Source organism: Pseudomonas sp. LBUM1644, assembly GCF_059716195.1.
On the sequence record NZ_CP166812.1, the window covers coordinates 2,380,076 to 2,402,566 of the forward strand.

General features: G+C 59.2%; 19 protein-coding genes and 1 pseudogene. 10 read left to right on the forward strand and 10 right to left on the reverse strand.

Annotation, left to right across the window (positions count from 1 at the left end; genetic code table 11):
- Positions 1-169: 169 nt before the first annotated feature.
- The 5 genes from ACA052_RS10765 to ACA052_RS10785 all read right to left on the reverse strand — a co-directional run bounded on the left by ACA052_RS10765 (position 170) and on the right by ACA052_RS10785 (position 5,662).
- Positions 170-946, reverse strand: a complete 777-nt coding sequence (locus ACA052_RS10765) for a TonB-dependent receptor domain-containing protein (protein WP_497649640.1) — start codon at positions 944-946, stop codon at positions 170-172.
- A complete protein-coding gene (locus tag ACA052_RS10770; RefSeq protein ID WP_497649641.1) occupies positions 897-2,393 on the reverse strand; it encodes a TonB-dependent receptor plug domain-containing protein in 1,497 nt (498 codons plus the stop codon). Before ACA052_RS10770 ends, ACA052_RS10765 begins: the two co-directional genes overlap by 50 nt.
- A gap of 17 nt (positions 2,394-2,410) precedes the next feature.
- A complete protein-coding gene (locus ACA052_RS10775) occupies positions 2,411-3,265 on the reverse strand; it encodes a TauD/TfdA dioxygenase family protein (RefSeq protein WP_497649642.1) in 855 nt (284 codons plus the stop codon).
- Between the two features lie 208 nt (positions 3,266-3,473).
- A complete protein-coding gene (locus tag ACA052_RS10780) occupies positions 3,474-5,057 on the reverse strand; it encodes a rhodanese homology domain-containing protein (protein WP_497649643.1) in 1,584 nt (527 codons plus the stop codon).
- Positions 5,054-5,662, reverse strand: a complete 609-nt coding sequence (locus ACA052_RS10785; protein WP_497649644.1) for a cysteine dioxygenase family protein — start codon at positions 5,660-5,662, stop codon at positions 5,054-5,056. Before ACA052_RS10785 ends, ACA052_RS10780 begins: the two co-directional genes overlap by 4 nt.
- Before the next feature lie 230 nt (positions 5,663-5,892).
- On the opposite strand from ACA052_RS10785, the gene ACA052_RS10790 reads away from it, so the two are divergent.
- The gene (locus ACA052_RS10790; protein ID WP_497649645.1) at positions 5,893-6,798 is read left to right on the forward strand and encodes a LysR family transcriptional regulator; all 906 of its coding nucleotides are present in this window, start codon (positions 5,893-5,895) and stop codon (positions 6,796-6,798) included.
- A 121-nt stretch (positions 6,799-6,919) separates the two neighbouring features.
- A complete protein-coding gene (locus ACA052_RS10795) occupies positions 6,920-7,714 on the forward strand; it encodes a class II aldolase/adducin family protein (protein WP_497649646.1) in 795 nt (264 codons plus the stop codon).
- 197 nt (positions 7,715-7,911) lie between these two features.
- On the opposite strand, the gene ACA052_RS10800 is transcribed toward ACA052_RS10795, so the two are convergent.
- Positions 7,912-9,000, reverse strand: a complete 1,089-nt coding sequence (locus ACA052_RS10800; protein WP_497649647.1) for an LLM class flavin-dependent oxidoreductase — start codon at positions 8,998-9,000, stop codon at positions 7,912-7,914.
- 382 nt (positions 9,001-9,382) lie between these two features.
- On the opposite strand from ACA052_RS10800, the gene ACA052_RS10805 reads away from it, so the two are divergent.
- Genes ACA052_RS10805 through ACA052_RS10815 form a run of 3 tightly spaced genes read left to right on the forward strand, consistent with a single transcriptional unit; the run spans position 9,383 to position 12,111 of the window.
- Complete coding sequence (locus tag ACA052_RS10805; RefSeq protein ID WP_497649648.1) at positions 9,383-10,267, forward strand: ABC transporter permease; 885 nt, start codon at positions 9,383-9,385, stop codon at positions 10,265-10,267.
- Between the two features lies 1 nt (position 10,268).
- Positions 10,269-11,069, forward strand: coding sequence for an ABC transporter ATP-binding protein (locus ACA052_RS10810; protein WP_497649649.1), 801 nt, complete (start codon positions 10,269-10,271; stop codon positions 11,067-11,069).
- Positions 11,070-11,115: 46 nt separating this feature from the next.
- Positions 11,116-12,111 (forward strand): ABC transporter substrate-binding protein, encoded by a 996-nt coding sequence (locus ACA052_RS10815; RefSeq protein WP_497650301.1) that lies wholly within the window; start codon positions 11,116-11,118, stop codon positions 12,109-12,111.
- A 98-nt stretch (positions 12,112-12,209) separates the two neighbouring features.
- Here the strand turns inward: ACA052_RS10815 and ACA052_RS10820 are convergent, their stop codons facing one another.
- On the reverse strand, positions 12,210-12,644 hold the full coding sequence (locus ACA052_RS10820; protein ID WP_497649650.1) for a nuclear transport factor 2 family protein: 435 nt from the start codon (positions 12,642-12,644) through the stop codon (positions 12,210-12,212).
- A gap of 432 nt (positions 12,645-13,076) precedes the next feature.
- On the opposite strand from ACA052_RS10820, the gene ACA052_RS10825 reads away from it, so the two are divergent.
- The 3 genes and pseudogenes from ACA052_RS10825 to ACA052_RS10835 all read left to right on the forward strand — a co-directional run bounded on the left by ACA052_RS10825 (position 13,077) and on the right by ACA052_RS10835 (position 15,537).
- Complete coding sequence (locus tag ACA052_RS10825) at positions 13,077-13,814, forward strand: DUF72 domain-containing protein (RefSeq protein WP_497649651.1); 738 nt, start codon at positions 13,077-13,079, stop codon at positions 13,812-13,814.
- A 109-nt stretch (positions 13,815-13,923) separates the two neighbouring features.
- Positions 13,924-14,679: pseudogene (locus tag ACA052_RS10830) on the forward strand (MCP four helix bundle domain-containing protein); the annotation flags it as partial.
- Positions 14,680-14,811: 132 nt separating this feature from the next.
- On the forward strand, positions 14,812-15,537 hold the full coding sequence (locus tag ACA052_RS10835) for a methyl-accepting chemotaxis protein (protein WP_497650302.1): 726 nt from the start codon (positions 14,812-14,814) through the stop codon (positions 15,535-15,537).
- 89 nt (positions 15,538-15,626) lie between these two features.
- On the opposite strand, the gene ilvD is transcribed toward ACA052_RS10835, so the two are convergent.
- On the reverse strand, positions 15,627-17,309 hold the full coding sequence (ilvD, locus tag ACA052_RS10840; protein ID WP_497649652.1) for a dihydroxy-acid dehydratase: 1,683 nt from the start codon (positions 17,307-17,309) through the stop codon (positions 15,627-15,629).
- A gap of 379 nt (positions 17,310-17,688) precedes the next feature.
- Between ilvD and mqo the strand changes: the two genes are divergently transcribed.
- Positions 17,689-19,341 carry a malate dehydrogenase (quinone) gene (gene mqo / locus ACA052_RS10845; protein ID WP_497649653.1) on the forward strand — a complete coding sequence of 551 codons (1,653 nt, stop codon included), beginning with the start codon at positions 17,689-17,691 and terminating at the stop codon, positions 19,339-19,341.
- Positions 19,342-19,856: 515 nt separating this feature from the next.
- A complete protein-coding gene (gene alaE, locus ACA052_RS10850; RefSeq protein WP_497649654.1) occupies positions 19,857-20,318 on the forward strand; it encodes an L-alanine exporter AlaE in 462 nt (153 codons plus the stop codon).
- Between the two features lie 145 nt (positions 20,319-20,463).
- Here the strand turns inward: alaE and ACA052_RS10855 are convergent, their stop codons facing one another.
- Positions 20,464-21,831 carry a sensor histidine kinase gene (locus ACA052_RS10855; RefSeq protein WP_497649655.1) on the reverse strand — a complete coding sequence of 456 codons (1,368 nt, stop codon included), beginning with the start codon at positions 21,829-21,831 and terminating at the stop codon, positions 20,464-20,466.
- Positions 21,828-22,490, reverse strand: coding sequence for a response regulator (locus ACA052_RS10860; protein WP_497649656.1), 663 nt, complete (start codon positions 22,488-22,490; stop codon positions 21,828-21,830). The genes ACA052_RS10855 and ACA052_RS10860 overlap by 4 nt, the downstream gene beginning before the upstream one ends.
- Between the last annotated feature and the right edge of the window lies 1 nt (position 22,491).

Genomic DNA, 22,491 nt, shown 5'->3' on the forward strand with positions numbered 1-22,491 from the left:
TGTTGATGATTATCACGTTAATGCATTTAAAAGGATGCGTAAGATCTGCAACACCAACGCAGAACCAGTAGGAGCGAGGCTTGCCCGCGAAGAACGACGACGCGGATTATCTGAATAACCGCGTCATGGTTCTTCGCGGGCAAGCCTCGCTCCTACAGATCCGCGTTCGTCAGAAGTTGTAGGCCAACCGCGTGTAGTAATAGGCCCCGCCAAAACCGAACGGCGAGAACTGGCCGTATTTGTAGCCGCCGGCCCAGTCCTGGATACCGTTCTTGTCGGGGTACACGTTGAACAGGTTGTTCGCGCCGAGTGCCACGGTCAGGTGCTGGGTCAGGTCGTAGGCGGCGTCCAGGTCGGTGATCCACTTGGCGCTGAACTTGCGGTCGTTCACCGGGTTATTGTCGCCCTCGATGTAACTGCCGAAGCGGGTGAGCGCCAGGTTCAGGTTGTAGTCCGTGACTTTCCAGTTCGCGGCAAGGATCAGTTTCGACTGCGGCGTAGCGACGGTCAGGTCCTTCTGCAAACGTCGGTCGAACAGTTGGTAGCTCGGGCCCAGGCTGGTGAGTTGTGCCGGGTTATCCTGGATTTTTTCAATCTTGGTCTGGTTCCAGTTATAGGCCGCGCTCCAGCGGATTTGCCCGTACTCCTCCAGTTGCTGGCGGAACTCGTTGACGATGTCGACGCCGCGCGTCCGTGTGTCGACCGCGTTGGTGTAGTACTGGGCAAACAGGCCGGGAGACAAGCCATTGGCGACGAGGATTTGCGAGACGGCCGGGCCACCCAGCAGGCTGGTGGAAACGATGCGGTCGCGGATGCCGATTTGATAGAAGTCGGTGGTCAGCCGATAGCTCTGCGTCGGTTCGTAGGTGAAGCCGAGGCTGTAGTTCAAGGACTTTTCAGGCTTGAGTTTTTCGGCGCCCAGGGCCTGGGCTTCTGGGGTGTCCACCGGCAGTACCTTGACCGGCACCGAGACGCTGGCCGTTGACCACACCACCGGAGGTGAAGGTCGACGAGGCATAAATGGTCTGCGCCAGCGACGGTGCGCGGAAGCCGTTGTTGACCGTGCCACGCAGGGCGAAGGCGTCAGTGATTTTATAGCGCGTGGAAAACTTGCCGCTCCAGGTGCTGCCGATGTCCTGGGTGTAGCGCTCGTAGCGAGCCGCCGCGCCGACATACCATTTATCCGTCACGTCCAGGCCCAGGTCGACATAGCTCGCGACGTTGCTGCGACTGATTTCCCCGGAATCGGCAGGGCTGGTGCCGTTATACGAGGCGAGGCCGGGAAGGGGTGTTCTGCCGGCATACGGCCCGCTGGGAATGACGTAGGTGCCCGGGGTGTAGGAAGCGTAGTCACCGGGTTCGATCTGATATTTCTCCCAGCGGTACTCAAAGCCGAAAGAGGTTTGCAGCGGGTTTTTCAGGCCGATGTCGTAGCCGCGGCTGAAGTCGAGGTTGTTGGTCCACTGATCGAAAATCTGCGAGGCCAAGTGGAACGAAGTGGGGCTGGTCGGTCCCCAGGACGGATTGAGTGTGTTGTTGGCATTGAGTGTCGAGTCGTCTTCGCCCCAGGTCGAGCTGGCGTCATAGTTCCAGCCACCGACTTCGCCCTTGAAGCCACCCGCGACCTGAAAGTCTTTGGTGCGGTTGCGCCGCTGGGCATGGATACCATCGGGGTAGGGCGTGTTCGGATCGCCCGCCAGGGACGTGATGTCGTTGGGTCGATAGTTGCCGGTAACTTTGGTGGTTTCCATGTAGCTGGCGGTGGAAAAGGAATAGAAGGTCAGGTCGTCCTGCAGCGGCAGCTCGAGGTTGTAGCTGGCGTTGGTGACCTTCTCCCGACCGAGGCCATAACTGGGGTTCCAGCCGTGCCGATTGACGGTCTGGTCGCGGCTGTCAGGGAAACCGGGCAAGGAGTAAAGGTTGCCCGTGGCACTGCCGGAGCGGTCGAAAGGTTCTTGTTCCTTGCTGTCCAGTGACAGGTTGGCGAAGCCGTCATTGGGCAGCGCCAGGCCGTAGTTGAACGTCTGGTGCACGGTGTCGCCGTCACCACTGCCGTAGCGGCCGAACGAGGTTTCGGCGCTGCCGCCACTGTCGTTTTCCTTGAGGATGATGTTGATCACCCCGGCGATGGCGTCCGAACCATACTGCGCCGAGGCACCGTCGCGCAGCACTTCGATATGGTCGATCGCCGACACGGGTATCAGGTCGAGGTTGACCGGCACGGCGGCGGTGCCGATGCGTGCCAGGTTGTTGATCAGCGCGGTGTTGTGCCGCCGTTTGCCATTGACCAGCACCAGCACCTGATCGCCCGACAGACCGCGCATGGTCACGCCGCGCACTGACCAGGACGTCCCGCCGCCGTTGATCGCCGGCAGGTTGAAGGACGGCAGCAAACGGGGGGGGAGGGTGGTCAGGCCGCGTTTGCGCGCCTTACCCGATGAGGAATGTCGTCATACGCAATCAGCACCCGCTCCATGCGGCGCGGATAATCGCCGTAGTTGTAGACCGGATAGTGCAGCGTCGAGCGGTTGTCCCAGAACGCTACCGAGTGTTTACGCCATTTGAAGCGCACCTGGTGTTCCGGTTTGTTGAACTCCAGCAGCAGCCGGTCAATCAGTTGCTTGCTTCGCTCAGGCGTCCAGCCGATGACCGACGGGTTTTGCGAGAAGTTGATGAACAATCCGTCCTCGCCGGTTTCCGGGTGAGTGCGCACCAGGGGGTGAGCCAGAATCGGGTAGTCGTAGCCGACCTTATCCAGGGATTTCTTGAAGTCATGGACCACATGCAGGTTATCGATTTCTTCGCGCAGCTCGTCGGGCAAGGCGCGATAGACCGCGCCGGTGTCGGCCCACACGGTATCGCCGCCAACCGGAGGCAAGTCGACTGCGCGCAGGACGGCGCCGAGGGTTGGCTGTAACAGCCAACTGGTGTCGGTGTGCCAACGCCCGCTGATCCGTGGGCCATAGAGTTTGCGCTCGTCCTGCGCTTGAATCAGGTGCGCTTGCGGTTGTGCCGGGTCGTTTTGCTGGGTAGTCGGGTGCACATAGAGCTCGCCGAATTCGCGGGCGAAGGCAATCTGTTGCTCGGTGCTGATGAGCTGGTCGCGGAAGAAAATCACTTTGTGCTCAAGCAACAAGCTGCGCAGTTCATCGCGCAGCGCTGGCGTTAGCGGCTGGCGCAAATCGATGCCGGCAATTTCAGCACCAAGGGTCGGTTCCAGGCGGGTGACGTGCAGTGTTTCGGTGGGGCGCAAGACAGCGGACATGATGTAAAACCTCTCGATATTGGGTTCAGCCTCCGCCTGGAGAGGGGTCGGATGTTCAGTGGGTCAACCAATTTCAACCACAACGCATTTTTTGTGGCCCAACACTGGCCCCCTGTAGGAGCTGCCGCAGGCTGCGATCTTTTGATTTTGATTTTTAAGATCAAAAGATCGCAGCCTGCGGCAGCTCCTACACGGGGCCAGGGCCTTGTTAGATCACGTAAAAGCCATGTGTTGCGTCGCGGGCCAGTTGGTCCACCAGTCCGAACTCCCAGTCCAGATAGGCTTGCATGGCTTCGCGAGGGTTGTCGGTGCCTTCGTAAGGGCGGCGATAGCGGTCGATTCGCGGCGAGGCCAGGTGACTGTCGCCTTCCTCCAGTGGCCGTTGTTCGGCGATCCAGCTGGCCGTGCCGCCGCGCAGCAGGAATACCGTTTTGCCGGTCAACGCTTCGACCTCGGCGACGGCCAGTCGCGCCAACTGGCTGCTGCCACAGGTCAGCACGTAGCGCTCTGCCGACGGCACGTTGGCCAGGGCTTCGCGCAGTTGCCCGCGCAGTGCCCACCACGCGCCGGGGATGTGGCGCTTGACGTAGTTGGCGCTGCTGGTGAAATCCAGCACGGCGGTGTCGCCATGGACCAGCCACTGGGCGAGCGTGTCAGGACTGATTTCCTCGGCCTGCTGCGGCGCAGGGACGGGCGCCTGCCAGGCGCCTTTTTCACTGAAGTGCGCAGGCTGCAGGTCATCCAGCACATGCACTTCCCAGCCCAGTTGCGCGAGCCAGGAAGCCGACATGTTGGCACGCACGCCATCGTCGTCGAGCAACACCAGTCGTGCACCGCGCACACTGGCGAAGTGGTCGGTTTCCTGTACCAGTTGCCCGCCGGGCGTCGAGCGCGCAGAGGGCAGGTGACCGGCTTCAAATTCTTCCGGCGTGCGCACATCGAACAGGTACGTGCTGCGCGCTGGTTCCTCTTGCCATTGCGTCAGATCCGCCAGGGTCGCACGGCCCACCAGGGCCTTATCGGCAACGCGACGGGCATCGCGGGCAGCGATCTGTCGATGCTCTTCGCTGGTCGGGGCGAACCGACGCGCCTGGCCATGCTGCAACGCCTGGCCGGCGAGGGTCCAGCCGATGGTGCCGTTGCGCAAGGCTGAAACGGGGTTGGCGATGCCGGAGTTGATCAGCGACTGCGTGCCGATAATGCTGCGGGTGCGCCCCGCGCAGTTGACGATGATTCGCGTGGCCGGATCCGGTGCCAACTCCCGGGCGCGCAGCACCAGTTCCGCGCCTGGCACGCTGATGCCGGTGGGAATGCTCATGGTCTGGTATTCATCGAAGCGCCGGGCATCGAGCACCACCACGTCGGCCTCGCTGTCGAGCAACGCCTGAACTTCTTCCGCCGCGAGGGACGGCGTGTGGCGCAGGCTTTCCACCAGTTCACCAAAGGCTTTGCTCGGCACATTGACGTCGATGAACAGTTCGCCACCGGCCCGGCGCCAACCCTCCAAGCCACCTTCCAGCAGGCTGACATTCACGTAGCCCAAGCCTTGCAGCCGTTGCGCCGCGATAGCTGCCAGGCCTTCGCCATTGTCGTAGACGGTCACCTGCGTATCGCGCCGTGGAATCCGCGAGTAGACCTCCAGCTCAAGTTTGGACAGCGCAATGTTGGCCGCAAACAGCGGATGCGATTCGGCGAAAGGCGCTTCTTCGCGCACATCGACGATCGCCAGTTCTTCATGGTTCAGCAGTGCTTTGCGAATCTCGGCGAAAGAGCGAGTCGGTACGGTACTCATAGGGCTTGGCTCTCTTTGGACAGGTCCCAGATATTGGGGAGAAAAGCGTTGGAATAACCGGAAATGAACAGCTTTTCGCTGCCATCGGCCTGGTACACCGCGCGGCGCACGGCACCGATGTTGGCGCCATAGACATGAATGCTGATCGAGACCTGATCAGCAAAGGCGTTGCTGACCTGATGAATGTCGCCGACCTTTGGCGACACGGCTTCTACCTGGCCGGGCTGCAGATGCACCGGGTTGCCCTCGGCGATCAAGCTGCCGTCGGTGTTGCGCTCGAAACCTTGCGAATACTCGGCGCCGCGCAACATGCCGATCAGCCCCCAGACCCGATGATCATGGATCGGCGTGCGTTGCCCCGGCCCCCAGACAAAACTGACGATACTGAAACGCTGCCGGGAATCGGCATGCAGCAGGTATTGCTGATAGCGCTCCGGGTCTGGGCGGGCAAAGTCTTCTGGCAGCCAGTCATCATGGCTGACCAACTGACCGAGCAGCTTGCCACCGCGATGCAACAGGTCACCCTCGCGCGGGTTGCTGTCGATCAATTCCGCCAGGGCGCCTATGAATGCTCTGAGTCTCTCCGGGTGTCGGGCCTGGGTCATGGCGATTCCATCGTTCGTTGTGAAAGTTGACCCTTTGATTTAAGCATAATGTTTTAGATCAATATGCGATTGTTTAATGGTTAGGTTATAGCTGAAAGGAATTTATAACCCGTCTTCATAGCGCTAGACGCTATTGATGAGTGATCTGATATGTCTCGGGCTATCCAGATTCCAACAATAGAACTATGCTTTTCAGACATCTTATTGACTGTTCTCTATGTGCGGGCCAAATGAAAATTGACGATATCGATGCCTTTGTCGAAGTGATTCGTTGCCAGTCCATCAGCCATGCCGCCGAATCGCTGCAGCTGACCCAACCGGCTATTACGCGGCGCGTGCAGAACTTTGAGCAGGCGTTGGGCGTGGAGTTGTTCGACCGCAACACCAAGCCGCTCAAGCCCACGCTGATCGGTACGCGGGTGTATGAGCAGTGCCGTTTGATCCTGCGGGAAATGGACGCGCTGCGCGAACTGGTTGCCACCGATGCGCCACCGACGGGGCTGTTGCGCCTGGGGGTTCCGCAAACCATCGGCGACGTGGTGCTGCTCGATGCCCTCAAACATTTGCGCACCGAATACCCTGAATTGCGCGCTCAGGTCGCCACGGGGTGGGGCAGTCAATTGGTCGGCAAGATCGAGCGCGGTGAACTGGACGCGGCGGCGGCGCTGTTCCCGGCCGGCAAGATATTCCCGGACAACATTGTCGGTGAGTCCATTGGCAAGATGGAACTGGTGGTGGTGTGCGCCAAGGCGCAATTGCCCAAGCGCCCGTGCAACCTCGCCGATTGTTACCAGAGCGGCTGGATTCTCAACCCCGATGGTTGCGGCTTCCGCGCCGGACTGCAGCGAACCCTGTCGGACCAGGGCCTGTCCCTTCGGATCAATCTGGAAACCTTCGGTACCGAGTTGCAACTGGGGCTGGTCGCCGATGGTCTGGGTCTCGGACTGGTGCCGCGACCGCTGCTGGAACGCAGCGCCCATCGCGAACAGTTGGCCGTCATGCCGCTCAAGGATTTCAAACCGGTGATGGACCTGTGGCTGATCTACCCGCGCTTTCTCGGCAACCTGCAAGGGCCGGTCGACGCCTTTGGCGAACTGGTGGCCGGATCGTTGCAGAAGATCAAGAGTGCGGCGTAATGAGCTGAAGATTTATCATAAAAAAATATGATAATTAGCTTAGATTAAAATGTGCTTTTTATTATTTTTTGCTGTGCCATAGGCTTGCTGGAACCCTTAAGGCCATCCAGGAAGTTTTGCCATGAGCAGCGTCAGTCCGTTATCCAGCGTCTCGAAAAACGTTCGTCAGCGCGTCAGCCCGGAAGAATGGGAGGTGCGCGTCAAACTGGCCGCGGCCTACCGGCTGGCGGCCTTGTTCAAGTGGACCGATCACATCTACACGCATTTTTCCGCGCGAGTGCCGGGGCCGGATGAGCATTTCCTGATTAATGCCTTTGGCCTGTTGTTCGATGAAATCACCGCCTCGAACCTGGTCAAAGTCGACATCGACGGCACTATCGTCGATGACCCGACAGGGCTGGGTATCAACTACGCCGGTTATGTGATCCACAGCGCCATCCACGGTGCGCGTCCCGACCTGCAAGCGGTCCTGCATACTCACACACGTGACGGCATTGCGGTGTCTGCGCAGCGCGACGGATTGCTGCCGATTTCCCAACACTCCATCGGTTTTTCCGGTCGCGTCGCGTATCACGGCTACGAAGGCGTGGCGCTGGACCTCGACGAGCGTGAGCGACTGGTGGCGGATCTGGGGAATAAAAGCGTGCTGATCCTGCGCAATCACGGACTGCTGACCGCTGGCGTCAGCGTTGAACATGCGTTCCAGCAACTGCACGGCCTGGAACGCGCCTGCAATATTCAAATCGCGGCACAGGCCGGTGGCAACGCCGAGTTGATCTTCCCGCCGGCCGAGGTCGTGGCCAAGGTCGAGAAACAGGCTGAAGTGTTTAAAAGTGGTGACGGGCCGGGTGTTGCACGGCACTGGAATGCGCTGATCCGGCAGTTGGAGCGGACCGATACGGCTTACAAAGAGTAACGAGGAGCGAGATCAAAAGATCGCAGCCTGCGGCAGCTCCTACAGAGTACGCTTTCCCCTGTAGGAGCTGCCGAAGGCTGCGATCTTTTGAGGCTTACCGAGAGCGCGGTGATGCGGGGTTATAGGGAGCAAGATCAAGAGATCGCAGCCTGCGGCAGCTCCTACAGGGGTTGCCGAAGCCTGCGATTTTTTTTGCGTCAGGCGACTTTTTCGGCCGCTTGCCGCTCACGCTCTGCCACCAGTTGGCGGGTCAGGGGGATCAGGCGTTTGCCGTAGTCGATGGCGTCGTTGAGTGGGTCGAAGCCACGGATCAGGAAGGTGGTGATGCCCAGGTCGTAGTAGTCGAGCAGGGCTTCGGCCACTTGTTCCGGGGTGCCGACCAGCGAGGTCGAGTTGCCTTGTGCGCCCAGCAGGCCGGCGATGCCGGTCCATAGGCGCTTGTCCAGCCGTGAACCCTGTGCCGCCGCGGCGAGCAGGCGCCGGGAGCCTTCGTTCGGTGGCTCTCGGCGCACAAAGCCGTTTTTCTCGGCCAGCGCGGTCGCCTGTTCGAGGATGCGCTCGGCACGTTCCCAGGCCTGCGTTTCGGTGTCCGCCAGAATCGGTCGCAACGACAAGCTGAAGCGAATAGTACGACCATGTTTGGCGGCCTCGGCACGCACCTGCTTAACCACTTCGCGCACTTGCTCGTAGGTCTCGCCCCACAGCGCGTACACATCCGCATGCTTGCCCGCGACTTCAATGGCCGCCGTCGACGAGCCGCCGAAGTACAGCGGAATGTGCGGCTGTTGCGGCGACTTTACCGCCGAATGCGCTCCTTCGACCTGGTAATACGTGCCTGCATAGTCGAAGGGTTTTTCACTGGTCCATTCCTGGCGCAGCACATCGAGGTATTCATCGGTGCGGGCATAACGCTCGTCCTTGCCGATGTAACTGCCATCGGCCCGCAGCTCGCGATCATCACCGCCGGTAATGATGTGCACGGCGGTGCGGCCGCCGTTGAACACATCGAGGGTATTGAACTGGCGCGCGGCCAGGGTCGGTGCGGCAAAACCCGGTCGGTGGGCAATCAGGAACTTGAGGTTTTTTGTCACGCTGGCGGCATGCGAGGCAATCAGGGTGCTGTCCGGGCTGTTGGAGTGGAAGGCCACCAAGGCCCGGTCAAACCCGGCTTCGTCATGCGCGCGAGCCACTTTTTCCACGTAGTCGGGTTGCAAGACGGGGCCGCTGCGAGGGTGGATTTCTGAAGAATGGTGACCGCCGATGTAGCCGATGAATTCAATACTCATGGTGGATTCCTTGTCGTTGTACAAGCGTGATGAAAGCCTCCACCTGGCGTTGGGGTCGGTCTGTGGGGTCAAAAGTAGGCGCAACGGGGGCGCCTGTGAAATGCCGTTTGGTTCTAAGTTAATTATTAAATAAATGAATGTTGATATTAAGTAATATCAGCTAAGTGCATTTTTAGCGGTGGCTGCCATGCAGGCCGCGCCGAGCAGCCATCGGCGTATTTATTATGCAAATAATTTATCAGGCTGCTTTTCATATCTTATTTCTAATCATATTAGGTTATTCCTAAAAAGAATTTCACTGAGGTTTTTTATGCGAATAGCATGAAATCCGAAGCTGACGCATGGCGCTTCTCGCCATGTTCTTTATGAGGAAGGAAGCCTGATGACCGAAAAGACCCTCGATACACAGAGCGCCAGTAGCTCGTTTTCAGTCACCAAGGCTGCACGCCACACCGGTGATCTGCAGGGGGCATCGAGGTTGATCCCCAACTGGCTGCGAAACTGGCGGACACCGGAAGTCTTGCTGCGTTTGCTCAGCCCGATCGCGTTGTTGCTGCTATGGGAACTGGCGTCGCAGGCCGGGTTGATCCCGCAACGGATCATCGCCGCGCCGTCGCAGATCGGCGGCACACTCTGGGCCATGATCGTTTCCGGTGAACTGGGCAAACATTTGCTGGTGTCGCTGCAACGTGCGTTGCTGGGTTTGAGTATTGGCGTCAGCGTCGGGGTCGCCGCCGCCCTGATCACCGGCCTGTCGAAGCGGGGCGAGGTGATACTCGATTCGCCGATGCAGATGCTGCGCACCATTCCTTCACTGGCACTCGTGCCGTTATTCATTCTCTGGTTCGGCATCGGCGAGTTCACCAAGATCGCGCTGATCGTCACCGGCACGACGTTCCCGGTGTACCTGAACCTGTTCGCCGGCATTCGCAACATCGACCCCAAACTGATCGAAGCCGCCAACACCCTGGGCCTGAATCGCCGCGAGCTGATCTGGCACGTGATTTTGCCCGGCTCCCTACCTTCGTTCTTTGTCGGCTTGCGCTATTCCCTGGGGATTTCCTGGCTGGCACTGGTGTTCGTCGAGCAAATCAACACCACCGCCGGCATCGGTTTCCTGGCCAGTGATGCGCGGGATTTCATGCGCACCGATGTGATCGTGATCTGCCTGCTTATTTACAGCGTCCTCGGCTTATTGATCGACGGACTGATCCGCACGCTGGAGCGTTTTGCCCTGGCCTGGCGCCCATCTTTTGTGAGGAACTGACATGTCGAGCATCGATCTTTTGGACGCACAGAAAACCCAACACTCAACGGCGCCGGTACAACTGCGCAATGTCGTGCGCCAGTTTGGCCAGCAACGGGTCATCGATGGACTGGACCTGGACATCGCGCCGGGCGAGTTCGTCGCGCTGCTGGGGGCCAGCGGTTCAGGCAAAACCACGTTGCTGCGCAGCCTGGCCGGACTGGACAGCATCGACAGCGGCCAGCTGCTGGTACCCAAGGCACGGGCGGCGGTGTTTCAGGAACCTCGGTTGATGCCGTGGAAGCGCGCCTGGAAAAATGTGATTCTCGGGCTGCACACCCCGGATGCCAAGGCGCGCGCGGTGCAGGCCCTGACGGAAGTAGGGCTGGCGCATCGGCTTGAAGCTTATCCCGCCACACTCTCCGGCGGCGAAGCACAGCGCGTGGCGCTGGCCCGTGGCCTGGTCCGCGAGCCCAAGCTGTTGCTGCTCGACGAGCCGTTTGCCGCACTCGATGCTTTGACCCGGATTCGTATGCATCGACTGATCATCGAGCTTTGGCGCAAACACACGCCAGCCGTATTGCTGGTGACCCATGACGTGGATGAAGCGATCCTGCTGGCCGATCGGGTCATTGTGCTGGCTGACGGCAAAATCGCCGAACAGTTGACGATCGACCTGCCGCGCGCACGCGACACTGGCCAGGAGGGTTTTCAAGCCATCCGCGCGCGCTTGCTGAGTTTGTTAGGCGTTGAGGTGGAAAGTGCTGCCGTGGTTCAGCGACAGGTCTTGAACAGCAGCGTCCGACGGTTTGCCCATGGTTGATTCAGGCTGGGTTGTCAGCCGTCCGACACGTGCCTGGCAAGCGACGATGTTGCTGGCGGGCGTCACGTTCCTGCTCAGTGGCTGCGGTGAACCGGTGGAGAGCAAGGCTTCGTCCGCCGCCCGATCGGATGTGTCCGGCGTGACATTGATCCTCGGCGATCAAGCCAAGGGTTTGCGTACGGTGGTCGAGGCGGCAAACGCTTTGGAGGGGATTGATTACAAGGTTCAGTGGGCAAACTTTCAGGGCGCCGCGCCGCTGTTTGAAGCCTTGCGCGCCGGTGCCGTCGATCTGGGGCCTGCCGGCGATACGCCAGTGCTTGCGGCGGCGACCGGTGGCACGCCGTTGCGCATCGTCGCGGTACGGCGCAGTCAATCGAGGGGCATTGCCATCCTGGTTCCAGCCGATTCGGCTATTCATAGCGTCGCGGATTTGAAAGGTCGCAATGTTGTCGTGTCTTCAGCGCGAGGGAGCATTTCCCAGTACTTGTTGATTCGTGCATTGGCCAACGCCGGGGTCGATGAAAAGGACGTCAATGTTGGCTTCGTTCTGCCGACCGACGCCTTGTCGGCATTCAACGCCGGGAAGATCGAAGCGTGGGCCACGTTCGGTATCTATCAGGCGTTCGCGGAACAGCAGGGCGCACGGGTGCTGATCAGCGGCGAGGGAATCAATACCGGGCTGACGTTTATCACTGCTTCGGATGAAGCACTGGCTGACCCGCTCAAGCGCAAAGCCCTCAGCGACCTGATGGGGCGCTTCGCCAAGGCGTTCGAGTGGGCCCGACAAAACCCCGGCGAGTACGCCCGGGTCTTCGCCAAGGTCAACGATATCCCGCTCGATGTCTCGCTGCGGCTGCGCAGTTGGGGCGATGAGGCGCTGCTGCCGGTTGAACCGCGTGATGTTCAAGCGCTGCAGCAGGTTGACGATCTGTTCGTGGAAAAGAAGATTTTTCCGCATCGCATCGAGGTGGAAAAGTTGACGGACACGGGGGTTTTTTCCCTGGCGCCGTTGAAGTTGACTCAATCGGAAGATCGCCGGTAGCCGGCCCGACGGTAGACACCAATGAAAAAAGGGCAGATTTATTTAGAAACGCCTGAACGGCGTCTCCAAAAAATCTGCCCTTTTTTGGTGAGTAAAAATCAGAATTTAAACGCTTGTCGTCCTACCAGCAGCCATTGGCCTTTCTGTTTCTGCCAGATCTGGAAGTTCTCGATTTCGGTGGGAATCACTTCGGTGCCTTTGAGGGCCTGCGCCGAGAAGTGATTGCGGACCAGCGCGACGTCGCCTGACACGGTGATGGTCTGGTTTTGCATCTCGAGGGTTTTGAAGGCGCTTCTGCCGGTTTCGATGTCGGCGATGAATTCTTTTTTGTCCTGGATCTTCCCGCTGGAATGGCCGTAGGTGAGGCTGTCGGCGGTCAACTTCTGAAGTTCAGGAATGTTCTTGGTGAGCATGGCTTGCGTCAGATGGTCGACGGCTTGCGCGACGTCTTTATCCCCGGAGGAGGGGACGGTGGCTGTTACATAGCCGCTGAACAGGCACAGAAAACCGATCAGCAATTTCACTTTTTTCATGGGTGTTTCCTTGTTGTTGTGGGTGGAAGGACTGGCCAGTAAAACAATGACTCGTCTGTCGTCGTACAACCTAGCATGCGTTGAGAAAAAAACGAACTCGCAGGCGTAAATGCCGATCAATTAATCTGTAATCCGGTATGTAGCAGCTGGCGAAGCCTGCGTTCGGCTGCGCAGCAGTCGTGAAATCAGGCGACGCGGTTTGTCAGGAAATAGCGTGTGCTCAGGGTTTACGACTGCTGCGCAGCCGAACGCAGGCTCCGCCAGCTGCTACAAGGTATGCGTTGCTGCTGATGCGGCTTTACTGATGGTATTAACTTGCAGGCCGGGCTTTGCTTGACGTGAGGTCGCGCGCCGGTAGTGAAGGAAACCTGAGATGAGCAAAACAATCAGCGCCAGCGATCTCGGTCGTCTCTTTTGAACGAGCTGATTCAAATGCCTGCCGCGCACGTTGGCTGCGCAGGCTGGAGCCTGCCTCGGGAACATGGGCCGATGTTTCCAGCCCAAGGCACACACTTGCAGCGCTATGCCTCGCAACTGTCCGCCGTTGAAATCAACAGCTCGTTTTACCGGCCACATCGTCCGCAAACGTATCAGCGCTGGGCGCAATCGGTGCCGGCGTCGTTTCGTTTTTCGGTGAAGATGCCCAAGTTCATCACCCATGTTCAGCGCTTGAAGGACTGTGAACCACTGCTCGACGATTTTCTGGTCCAGTGCACCGCGCTAGGTGAGTGTTTAGGGTGCGTTCTGGTGCAATTGCCGCCGTCGCTGGCATACGACGAACGCACTGTTGCGGCATTTTTCATGGCGTTGCGCAAACGTCACCCCGGGCCGGTAGTGCTTGAACCACGGCATGAGAGCTGGCATGACGCAGACGCCTTGTTGATCGAGCAGCGCATCGGGCGGGTCGCTGCCGATCCATCGCCGATGACCAACGGATCAACGCCGGGCGGCTGGCCGGGCATTCATTACTGGCGCTTACACGGCTCGCCGCGCATTTACTACAGTGATTACGACCGAAGCCAACTCGATGCCCTGGCGCGGCAGGTGCTGAGTGCGCAGCACGCGGGCATCACCACATGGTGCATTTTTGATAACACCGCCAGTGGTTTTGCGGTGGGGAACGCACTCACCCTGCAGGCGCTGCTGGGCGAAAATTACCGCATGTCGTAAAAAGCCGTCTGCTGGAAAATAGCCTTAAATTCCCGAAGGGTGCAGTCGATAACCTGTTCAGCAACGCCATCCCTGGGTGGCTGTACCCAACTGACAGGGGATCCACAGAGTGTCGATAAAATTACGTTTACTCTTGCTGATAGGCACCGGTTTGCTGACGGCACTGATCATGAGCCTGGTCAGTTATGTCGGAAACACCCGGATGGCCGACGCCGTGAATGACAGCGAGGTCAGCATGGCCGCGCTGCGCAATCACCTCGAAGCCGACATGATGCACGACGCCCTGCGTGCCGATGTGTTGTCGGCGATGTTGGTCGGGCTCGGCAAAAGCACCAGCAGCAAAGCCGAGGTGCGCAGTTCTATCGACGAGCATGCGGGGCATTTTCGCGAAGTGCTGGGTAACAACCTCAAGCTGCCGGTCAACGACACCATCAAGGCCGGGTTGAACAAGATCAAGCCGAGCCTCGACACCTACATCAGCGCAGCCGAACGCATTGTCGGCCTGGCACTGGAAAATCCGGAGGCCGCGCAAAAGGAACTGGGCACGTTCAATAGCGCGTTCAGCCAACTGGAAGACCAGATGGCCGCGCTCAGCGAAATGATCGAAACCAACACTCAGCAAACCAGCGTCGGCACTCAGCAAGCGATCAGCAACGCTAACTACGCCCTTGGCGGCGTGCTCATCGCCAGCCTGTTATTGCTGCTTGTCCAGGGACGCTGGGTGATTCTGAGCATCATGGGCCCGTTGCAGACCGCCAGCCGTATCGCCGAGAGCATCGCCCATGGCAACCTCAGCGAACCGATTGTCGAGCCCACGCGCAAGGACGAAGCCAGCGCGTTGATTCGCAGCCTCGCGACCATGCAGCGCGACCTGCGCGGCATGATCGAGGTGGTGCGCAGTAACGCCCATGGCGTGAGCGGCATGAGCGCGCAATTGAGCAATGGCTGCCACGAAGTCGCCGGCAGCAGCCAGCAGCAAAGCGCCGCCGCCAGTACCATGGCCGCGGCCGCCAGCGAAATGACCGCGAGCATCGAAGAAATCACCCGGCACGCCGAGCGTGCGCTGAACATGGCGAACCAGGCCGAGGCGCTGGCCAAGGATGGTGGGCGGGTGATCCATCAGGTGGTCAACGACATGGACGGCATTGCCCGCTCGGCGCAGCAATCGGCGCAGGTGATCCGTACGCTGGACAAGGAATCCGAAGGGATTTTCAGCATCATTCAAGTGATCAAGGGCATCGCCGATCAAACCAACCTGCTGGCGCTGAACGCTGCCATCGAGGCGGCTCGCGCCGGTGAGCAGGGGCGTGGATTCGCCGTGGTGGCCGACGAGGTCCGCAGCCTGGCCGGGCGTACCAGCGCCTCCACCCAGGAAATTGCCAACATGGTCTCGCGCATCCAGCAAAGTACCCGCGAGGCGGTGACCAGCATGGAGGCGGGCGTGGCCCAGGTCGACAAAGGCATGGCCGTGACCGCCGACGTCGAGCGCGCCATCCGCGAAATCCTCGAAGCGACGCTGAGCACCACACAACTGGTGAATGACATCACCCGCACCATCGGCGAGCAGAGCCTGGCCAGTAACGAAATCGCCCATCAGGTGGAAATGATTGCCGGTATGTCCGAGGGCAACAGCAAGGTGATCGGCCAGACGGCTTCGACCACCGACGAGTTGTCGACGCTGGCAGGGAAGCTCTCGCAATCGGTGGATCGGTTCAGGCTTTGAGGTATCGCTAAAAGATCGCAGCCTTCGGTAGCTCCTACATTCGAATGCGTACCCTTGTAGGAGCCGCCGTAGGCTGCGATCTTTTGACCCTAAAGATACTTATCGGTCACAGCCCCTTCCGAGGCGCTGGACACGGTCTTCGCGTACTTGGCCAACACCCCGCGCTTGTATTTGGAGGGTGGCCGCACCCAGCGAGTCTTGCGCTCAGCCAGCACGGCATCGGACATATCGACCGAAATCTGCCGGGTTTCCGCGTCGATGGTGATCTTGTCGCCGTCTTCAATGAGGGCAATCGGCCCGCCATCAAAGGCTTCGGGCGTGATATGCCCCACCACAAACCCATGGGACCCGCCAGAGAATCGGCCATCGGTGATCAACGCCACTTCCTTGCCCAACCCTTTGCCCATGACCGCCGACGTCGGCGAGAGCATTTCGCGCATGCCGGGGCCGCCCTTGGGGCCTTCGTAGCGGATCACAATCACGTCGCCGGCCTTGACTTCGCCATTGAGAATGCCGGCCAGCGCACCTTCTTCACCGTGATAGACCCGGGCCGTGCCTTCAAAACGCAGGCCTTCCTTGCCCGTGATCTTCGCCACCGCGCCAGTGGGCGAGAGGTTGCCGCGCAGCACCACCAGGTGCGAGTCCTTTTTGATCGGCTGATCGAACGGCAGAATCACATCCTGACCCGCGGGGTAATCCGCCACGTCCGCCAGGTTTTCCGCGAGCGTCTTGCCCGTGACCGTCAGCACATCGCCATGCAACATGCCAGCGGCCAGCATGCGCTTCATCAACGGTTGAATCCCACCGATGGCGACCAACTCGCTCATCATGTATCGGCCGCTGGGGCGCAGGTCGGCGACCACCGGGGAAATCTTGCCCAGCTCGACGAAATCATCCAGCGTCAGCTCGACATCCACCGCATGCGCCATGGCCAGCAGGTGCAACACGGCATTGGTCGAGCCGGCGAGGGCGATCACCACCCGAATCGCATTTTCAAAAGCCTTGCGGGTCATGATGTCGCGCGGTTTGAGGTCCAGCTTCAGCAGCTCCATCACCTGCTGGCCGGCACGGAAACTGTCCGAAGCCTTGTCGCTGCCGACGGCGTCCTGGGAGCTGGAACCGGGCAGGCTCATGCCCAGCGCCTCGATGGCGGACGCCATGGTATTGGCGGTGTACATGCCGCCGCAGGAGCCGGGGCCGGGAATCGCCACTTCTTCGATCTGCTTGACCTGAATCTCGTTGATATCGCCCCGTGCGTGCTGGCCCACGGCCTCGAACACGGAAATGATATCGGTGTGCCCGGCGCCGGGCCGGATGGTGCCGCCATACACAAAGATTGAGGGCCGATTCAGCCGCGCCATGCCGATCAGGCAGCCCGGCATGTTCTTGTCACAACCGCCCACCGTCACCAGGCCGTCGAAGCCTTCGCAGCCGGCCACCACTTCGATGGAGTCGGCGATCACCTCCCGCGACACCAGCGAATACTTCATGCCCTCGGTGCCGTTGGCGATGCCGTCGGAAATGGTAATGGTGTTGAAAATGACGCCTTTGGCGCCGGCGGCATTCGCGCCTTTTTCGGCTTCAATGGCCAGCTTGTCGATGTGCATGTTGCACGGCGTGACCATCGCCCAGGTCGAGGCGATGCCGATTTGCGGCTTCTTGAAGTCTTCGTCGGTAAAACCCACGGCCCGCAGCATCGAGCGTCCCGGCGCGCGCTCCACGCCATCGACCACTTGGGAGGAATATTTGCGCAGATCATCTTTGTCGGTCATGACGTCTCCTCAGCGGCTCGTCGATAAAAAGCAGGATGAGTATAGTGGCGCAGGCGGACTGACAAGTCGGGAACAGACGCGCGGGTTTAGCGTGTCGTGATATTCTTCGCAACAACTTGGTTTGACCTATTCAGTTTGCGTGTCCTCGAGACGCGCCAACAGAATCACTGTCGCTCAAGTAGCTGAAGCCAAAAAAGATAAAAAGTCAGTTCAGAAGGGACAACTAAACTGAGGTCGATGGAGACACGTCGGCCTTGTGTGCCCACCCTGCAATCCTTATGTGCGAACACCCCGCGACAGGCAGCCTGAATGTCGTGAACCAAGGGGCGTCGTGAGTGAGGAGAGAAGGGCGGATGACGTTTTATCAAAGGTGCTACAGATGTTTAAAAAAATGAACACGGCCCTGTTGGGGCTAGCTTTGTCGATGGGGATCACGTCCGTTCACTCGGAAGAGGCAAAGAAAGTCGATGTGTTGCTGATCGGCGGCGGCATCATGAGCGCGACCCTCGGTGTCTGGCTCAATGAGCTGCAACCCGACCTGTCGATGGAAATGGTCGAGCGTCTCGACGGCGTCGCCCTGGAAAGCTCCAATGGCTGGAACAACGCCGGCACCGGGCACTCCGCCCTGGCCGAGTTGAACTACACCCCGGAAGACGAGAACGGCAAAGTCTCGATCCCGAAAGCCGTTGAAATCAACGAAGCGTTCCAGATCTCCCGCCAATTCTGGGCCTGGCAGGTTCAGCAAGGCGTGCTGAAGAATCCGCGTTCGTTCATCAACTCCACGCCGCACATGAGCTTTGTGTGGGGCGATGACAACATCAAGTTCCTGAAGAAGCGCTACGAAGCCCTGCAAGCGAGCCCGCTGTTCGCCGGCATGCAGTATTCCGAAGATCCGGCTGTGATCAAGAAGTGGGTTCCGCTGATGATGGAAGGGCGTGACCCGAACCAGAAAATCGCGGCCACCTGGACGCCGATCGGCACCGACGTCAACTTCGGCGAGATCACCCGCCAGTTCGTGGCGCACCTGCAAACCACACCGAAGTTCGACTTGAAACTGTCCAGCGAAGTGCAGGACATCACCAAGAACGAAGACGGCAGCTGGCGCGTCAGCTACAAAAACCTGAAAGACGGCAGCAAAACCGACACCGACGCCAAGTTCGTGTTCATCGGCGCAGGCGGCGGTGCACTGCATTTGCTGCAGAAGTCCGGCATTCCTGAAGCCAAGGAATACGCAGGCTTCCCGGTAGGCGGCTCGTTCCTGGTCACCGAAAACCCGGCGATTGCCGAACAACACCTGGCCAAGGCCTACGGCAAAGCCTCCGTCGGCGCACCGCCAATGTCGGTTCCGCACCTGGACACCCGCGTCCTGGACGGCAAGCGCGTCATCCTGTTTGGCCCATTCGCGACCTTCAGCACCAAGTTCCTCAAGGAAGGCTCGTACCTGGACCTGCTGACCACCACCACCACGCACAACGTGTGGCCAATGACCAAGGTCGGCATCAAGGAATACCCGCTGGTCGAGTACCTTGCCGGCCAACTGATGCTGTCGGATGAAGACCGCCTCAACGCCCTGAAAGAATACTTCCCGAACGCCAAGGCCGAAGACTGGCGCCTGTGGCAAGCCGGCCAACGCGTGCAAATCATCAAGCGCGATGAAGCCGCCGGTGGCGTGCTGAAGCTGGGTACCGAAATCGTTGCTTCGGCTGACGGCACCATCGCCGGCCTGCTGGGCGCATCGCCGGGTGCCTCCACTGCAGCGCCGATCATGCTGACCGTGCTGCAAAAGATCTTCAAGGATCAGGTGGCCAGTCCGGCCTGGCAGGAGAAGCTGCATCAGATCGTGCCGAGCTATGGCACTCAGTTGAACAACGATCCAGCGAAAGTGGCTGAAGAGTGGGCCTATACCGCCAAAGTGTTGCAGCTGACTCCGCCGCCGGTGATTGGTCAGGTGGCGGCTCCGGCTGCTGCTCCGGCTGATGCTGATAAGGCCAAGGCGCCGAAGGCTAATGCGGCCAGTGACATGGCTTTGTAAGTAGAAGCGTCATCGCAAAGCCCACTGCACCGGTGACGGTCAGTGGGCTTTTTTGTGGGCGGGTATGGCCTATTTGCTGTTCATTGCCTGGACACTGTGGTCGGCCATTTGGCAGGGGTGCATTGCTTAAAATGCCAGTCAGTTAAGGAATAGCAGGCAAATCACGCTTTATGTAGCAGCGAAGCCTGCGTCCGGCTGCGCAGCAGGCGTAAACCTGAGCACACGGATTACCTGACAAACCGCACACTGCCTTATCTCACGACTGCTGCGCCGCCGGACGCAGGCTTCGCCAGCTGCTACGGACCGTATTACGGCTTAACTGATCGGCATTACCCCTTTGTTCGCTCCTTTGAACCGTTCAACTCCATAGGTTTGCATTTGACTCGTGGCCGCTCGGGCACAGACCGGTATCGGCCAGAAATGGCCAGTGGGGCAGACCACTATTACGCTATATTTTTATGCCCTTCATTCGGTCGGGACGCGTTTTTTGTTCAAGCCATGAGAGGAGATGTGATTTGCCTAAACGCCTGCAACAGCCAATGCGTCGGACTGCGTTTTTTGCAGACACAACGGCGCTGATCCTGTTTTTCACGGCCACCGGCATCATCAATGAACGTTTCATTGCTGGCATGACGTGGGATCAGGTCCTTCATGCTCGCCTTCTGGGAGCGACCCTGATGATTCCAGTCGCGAGACCTTACGGCATATGGCGGGATTGGTTAATGAAGCGAGCCAGTCAGAGCCGGGTTTCCTTGTTGCTATGGGACAGTATTGCCCTCGTCAGTTTCCAAGTGCCGATCTATGCGGCGATCATTGCCTTCAGTGGTGCATCGGGAGGCGGCCTGGTGCGCGGCACTCTCGGCGCGGCCCTGATGATGCTCTTTCTGGGGCGACCTTATGGAGCGTTTCTTAACGGGGTACGGAAGTTGTTTGGCTTACCTCCAGGTGGCGATAAGCCAATGTCGCTGGACAGCTAAGAGACCGCTATCGGCTGTGGATTCAACCGGTCGATGCAACACAACTAAATTCTGTGTAAGCAGAAGGAGTGTTGCAGATGAAGCAGAGACCTCGGATCTATTACACCGAAGGCCAAAGGCGGTCACTCGGAATTTGATGGGGGCCTTAAGTACGACGAATCTCCAAAGTGGCCCGCAAGCCGCCGGATTGACGATTTTCCAAGCGAATTTGCCCACCCAGGCGAGCGGCGATGGCCTGGACGATGGTCAACCCCAACCCCGCGCCCTGGTCATTTCCACGGCTGTAGAATCGCTCGAAGAGGCGATCACGCGCTGTCTCGTCAATTCCCGGCCCCTCGTCTTCGATACTTAATTCGTAGTGCTCTTCTTTTTTTACCAGGCGCACGTTGATCAATCCGTGAGGCGGGGAAAAGTTTGCCGCATTGGTCACCAAATTGTTCACGGCAATATGGATAGCCCCCGCGTCTACTTTGACCGGGCTGATGTCGTCGCCCGTATCGAACGCCAATTCAAGTCCCTTGTTCAATATCCAGGGTGTCAGTTGCACCAGACTTTCTCGAACCGTGGCCACCAGATCGATGTTCGGAGTCTCATGAGTTTTGGGCTGCGGTTCGATACGGGCCATGGTGAGCAGTTGATTGACCAGCCGAGTGGTACGGTCGACACCCACGATTAGATATTCAAGCGATTCGCGTCGATCCTCCTCGCTCCGTGCCTCCATCAGGTTCTGTGCATGTACCCTGAGCACCGCCAGTGGCGTGCGCATCTCATGGGCGGCGTCCGCGATAAAGCGCCGCTCGCGGCCCATGACCTCCTGAATCTGCGCCAACACACGATTGAGGGCCGCCTGCATCGGTTCGAGTTCAGTGGGCAGCGGTGTCAATTGCAGGGGATCGAGAGAGCCTGAATGCCGTGCACGCAGGGTTTCAGCCATATTGACCAGCGGCTTCAATCCCCAGCCGATCGCCAGCCAGATCACGATGGCGAGCAACAGGCTGCCGATCAGATTCGGCACCACGGTATGACGAACGATGCGCCCCACCAAATCGGCCCGTACATCGTCGCGCTCACCCACCCAGATCCTCAGGCCATACTGCGTGTCATCCAGCAAAAAACCACGCCATTTACGATTGTTGAGGTCAACAACGTCACTGAAACCAGGGTTGACCGGTGCTGAAGTTAAGGACGGCGCACTCGTGGTGTGAACCAACAGACTGCCTTGCGAGTTCCAGACCTGGAAAGCGATTTTGCTTTCATACGGATGGCCATCGACTTTCGGTGCCGCTTGGCCCAACGCCTGATTGAACGCTCGATACAACTCGGTGTGTTCCTTGCTGGCCATTGGCATGCGCATGACGCCTTGCAACAGACGGGCGTTTTGCGCCAGCTGAGCATCGTAGACTTCATCAATCTCATGATTGCTGTCGTACAAATTGAACGCCGTCATGATCAACAGCCCGAGGAACAAAAGACACAGGATCAACGTTAGCGTGCGGCGTCTGATCGAGGTCATGGTCGCTCTTCCACCAGGTAACCCACACCACGGATCGTTCGGATCAGTTGGGTCGAGAATTTTTTGCGCAAGTGGTGGATGTGAACTTCCAGGGTGTTGCTTTCCGCCTCTTCGCTCCAGCCGTAGAGCAACTGCATCAGATGATCGCGGGTCATCACGCGGCCCGGCGGTGAAAGCAACTCATGGAGCAGCTGATACTCCTTGGGTGTCAGGGCGACGGGTTCGCCCTGATAGCTGACTTGCTGCGTACTGGGGTTCAAGCTGATGCCCGCATGCTCAATCAGCACTTGGGCGCGGCCGGCGCTGCGTCGCAACAATGCGCGCAGGCGAGCCTTGAGTTCAGCCAGGTCGAAAGGTTTGATCAGATAGTCGTCAGCCCCGGCATCCAGTCCGGCGATACGATCCTCCGTGGCATCACGGGCGGTGAGAATCAGCACCGGCAGATTCGAGCCGCTGTCGCGCAGGCGGCGCAGCACCTCGAGCCCGTCCATTTTTGGCAGACCAAGATCCAGCACCGCCAAATCGAAGGTTTCGCTAAGCAGTGAATGCAGGGCACTGTGGCCATCGCGCAACCAGTCGACCGTGTAACCCTCGCGGCCAAGCGCCTGATGGATACCTTCGCCAAGGGCCACGTCATCCTCGATCAGTAATAAACGCACG

Bases quoted from the DNA above. Each gene is read 5' to 3' on its own strand.
- ACA052_RS10855 (WP_497649655.1), bottom strand. From the start codon at position 21,831: ATGACCTCGATCAGACGCCGCACGCTAACGTTGATCCTGTGTCTTTTG.
- ACA052_RS10780 (WP_497649643.1), bottom strand. From the start codon at position 5,057: ATGAGTACCGTACCGACTCGCTCTTTCGCCGAGATTCGCAAAGCACTG.
- ACA052_RS10785 (WP_497649644.1), bottom strand. From the start codon at position 5,662: ATGACCCAGGCCCGACACCCGGAGAGACTCAGAGCATTCATAGGCGCC.
- ACA052_RS10810 (WP_497649649.1), top strand. From the start codon at position 10,269: ATGTCGAGCATCGATCTTTTGGACGCACAGAAAACCCAACACTCAACG.
- ilvD (WP_497649652.1), bottom strand. From the start codon at position 17,309: ATGACCGACAAAGATGATCTGCGCAAATATTCCTCCCAAGTGGTCGAT.
- ACA052_RS10800 (WP_497649647.1), bottom strand. From the start codon at position 9,000: ATGAGTATTGAATTCATCGGCTACATCGGCGGTCACCATTCTTCAGAA.
- ACA052_RS10820 (WP_497649650.1), bottom strand. From the start codon at position 12,644: ATGAAAAAAGTGAAATTGCTGATCGGTTTTCTGTGCCTGTTCAGCGGC.
- ACA052_RS10825 (WP_497649651.1), top strand. From the start codon at position 13,077: ATGCCTGCCGCGCACGTTGGCTGCGCAGGCTGGAGCCTGCCTCGGGAA.
- ACA052_RS10790 (WP_497649645.1), top strand. From the start codon at position 5,893: ATGAAAATTGACGATATCGATGCCTTTGTCGAAGTGATTCGTTGCCAG.
- ACA052_RS10795 (WP_497649646.1), top strand. From the start codon at position 6,920: ATGAGCAGCGTCAGTCCGTTATCCAGCGTCTCGAAAAACGTTCGTCAG.
- ACA052_RS10775 (WP_497649642.1), bottom strand. From the start codon at position 3,265: ATGTCCGCTGTCTTGCGCCCCACCGAAACACTGCACGTCACCCGCCTG.
- ACA052_RS10805 (WP_497649648.1), top strand. From the start codon at position 9,383: ATGACCGAAAAGACCCTCGATACACAGAGCGCCAGTAGCTCGTTTTCA.
- ACA052_RS10835 (WP_497650302.1), top strand. From the start codon at position 14,812: ATGGCCGCGGCCGCCAGCGAAATGACCGCGAGCATCGAAGAAATCACC.
- mqo (WP_497649653.1), top strand. From the start codon at position 17,689: ATGTTTAAAAAAATGAACACGGCCCTGTTGGGGCTAGCTTTGTCGATG.
- ACA052_RS10815 (WP_497650301.1), top strand. From the start codon at position 11,116: ATGTTGCTGGCGGGCGTCACGTTCCTGCTCAGTGGCTGCGGTGAACCG.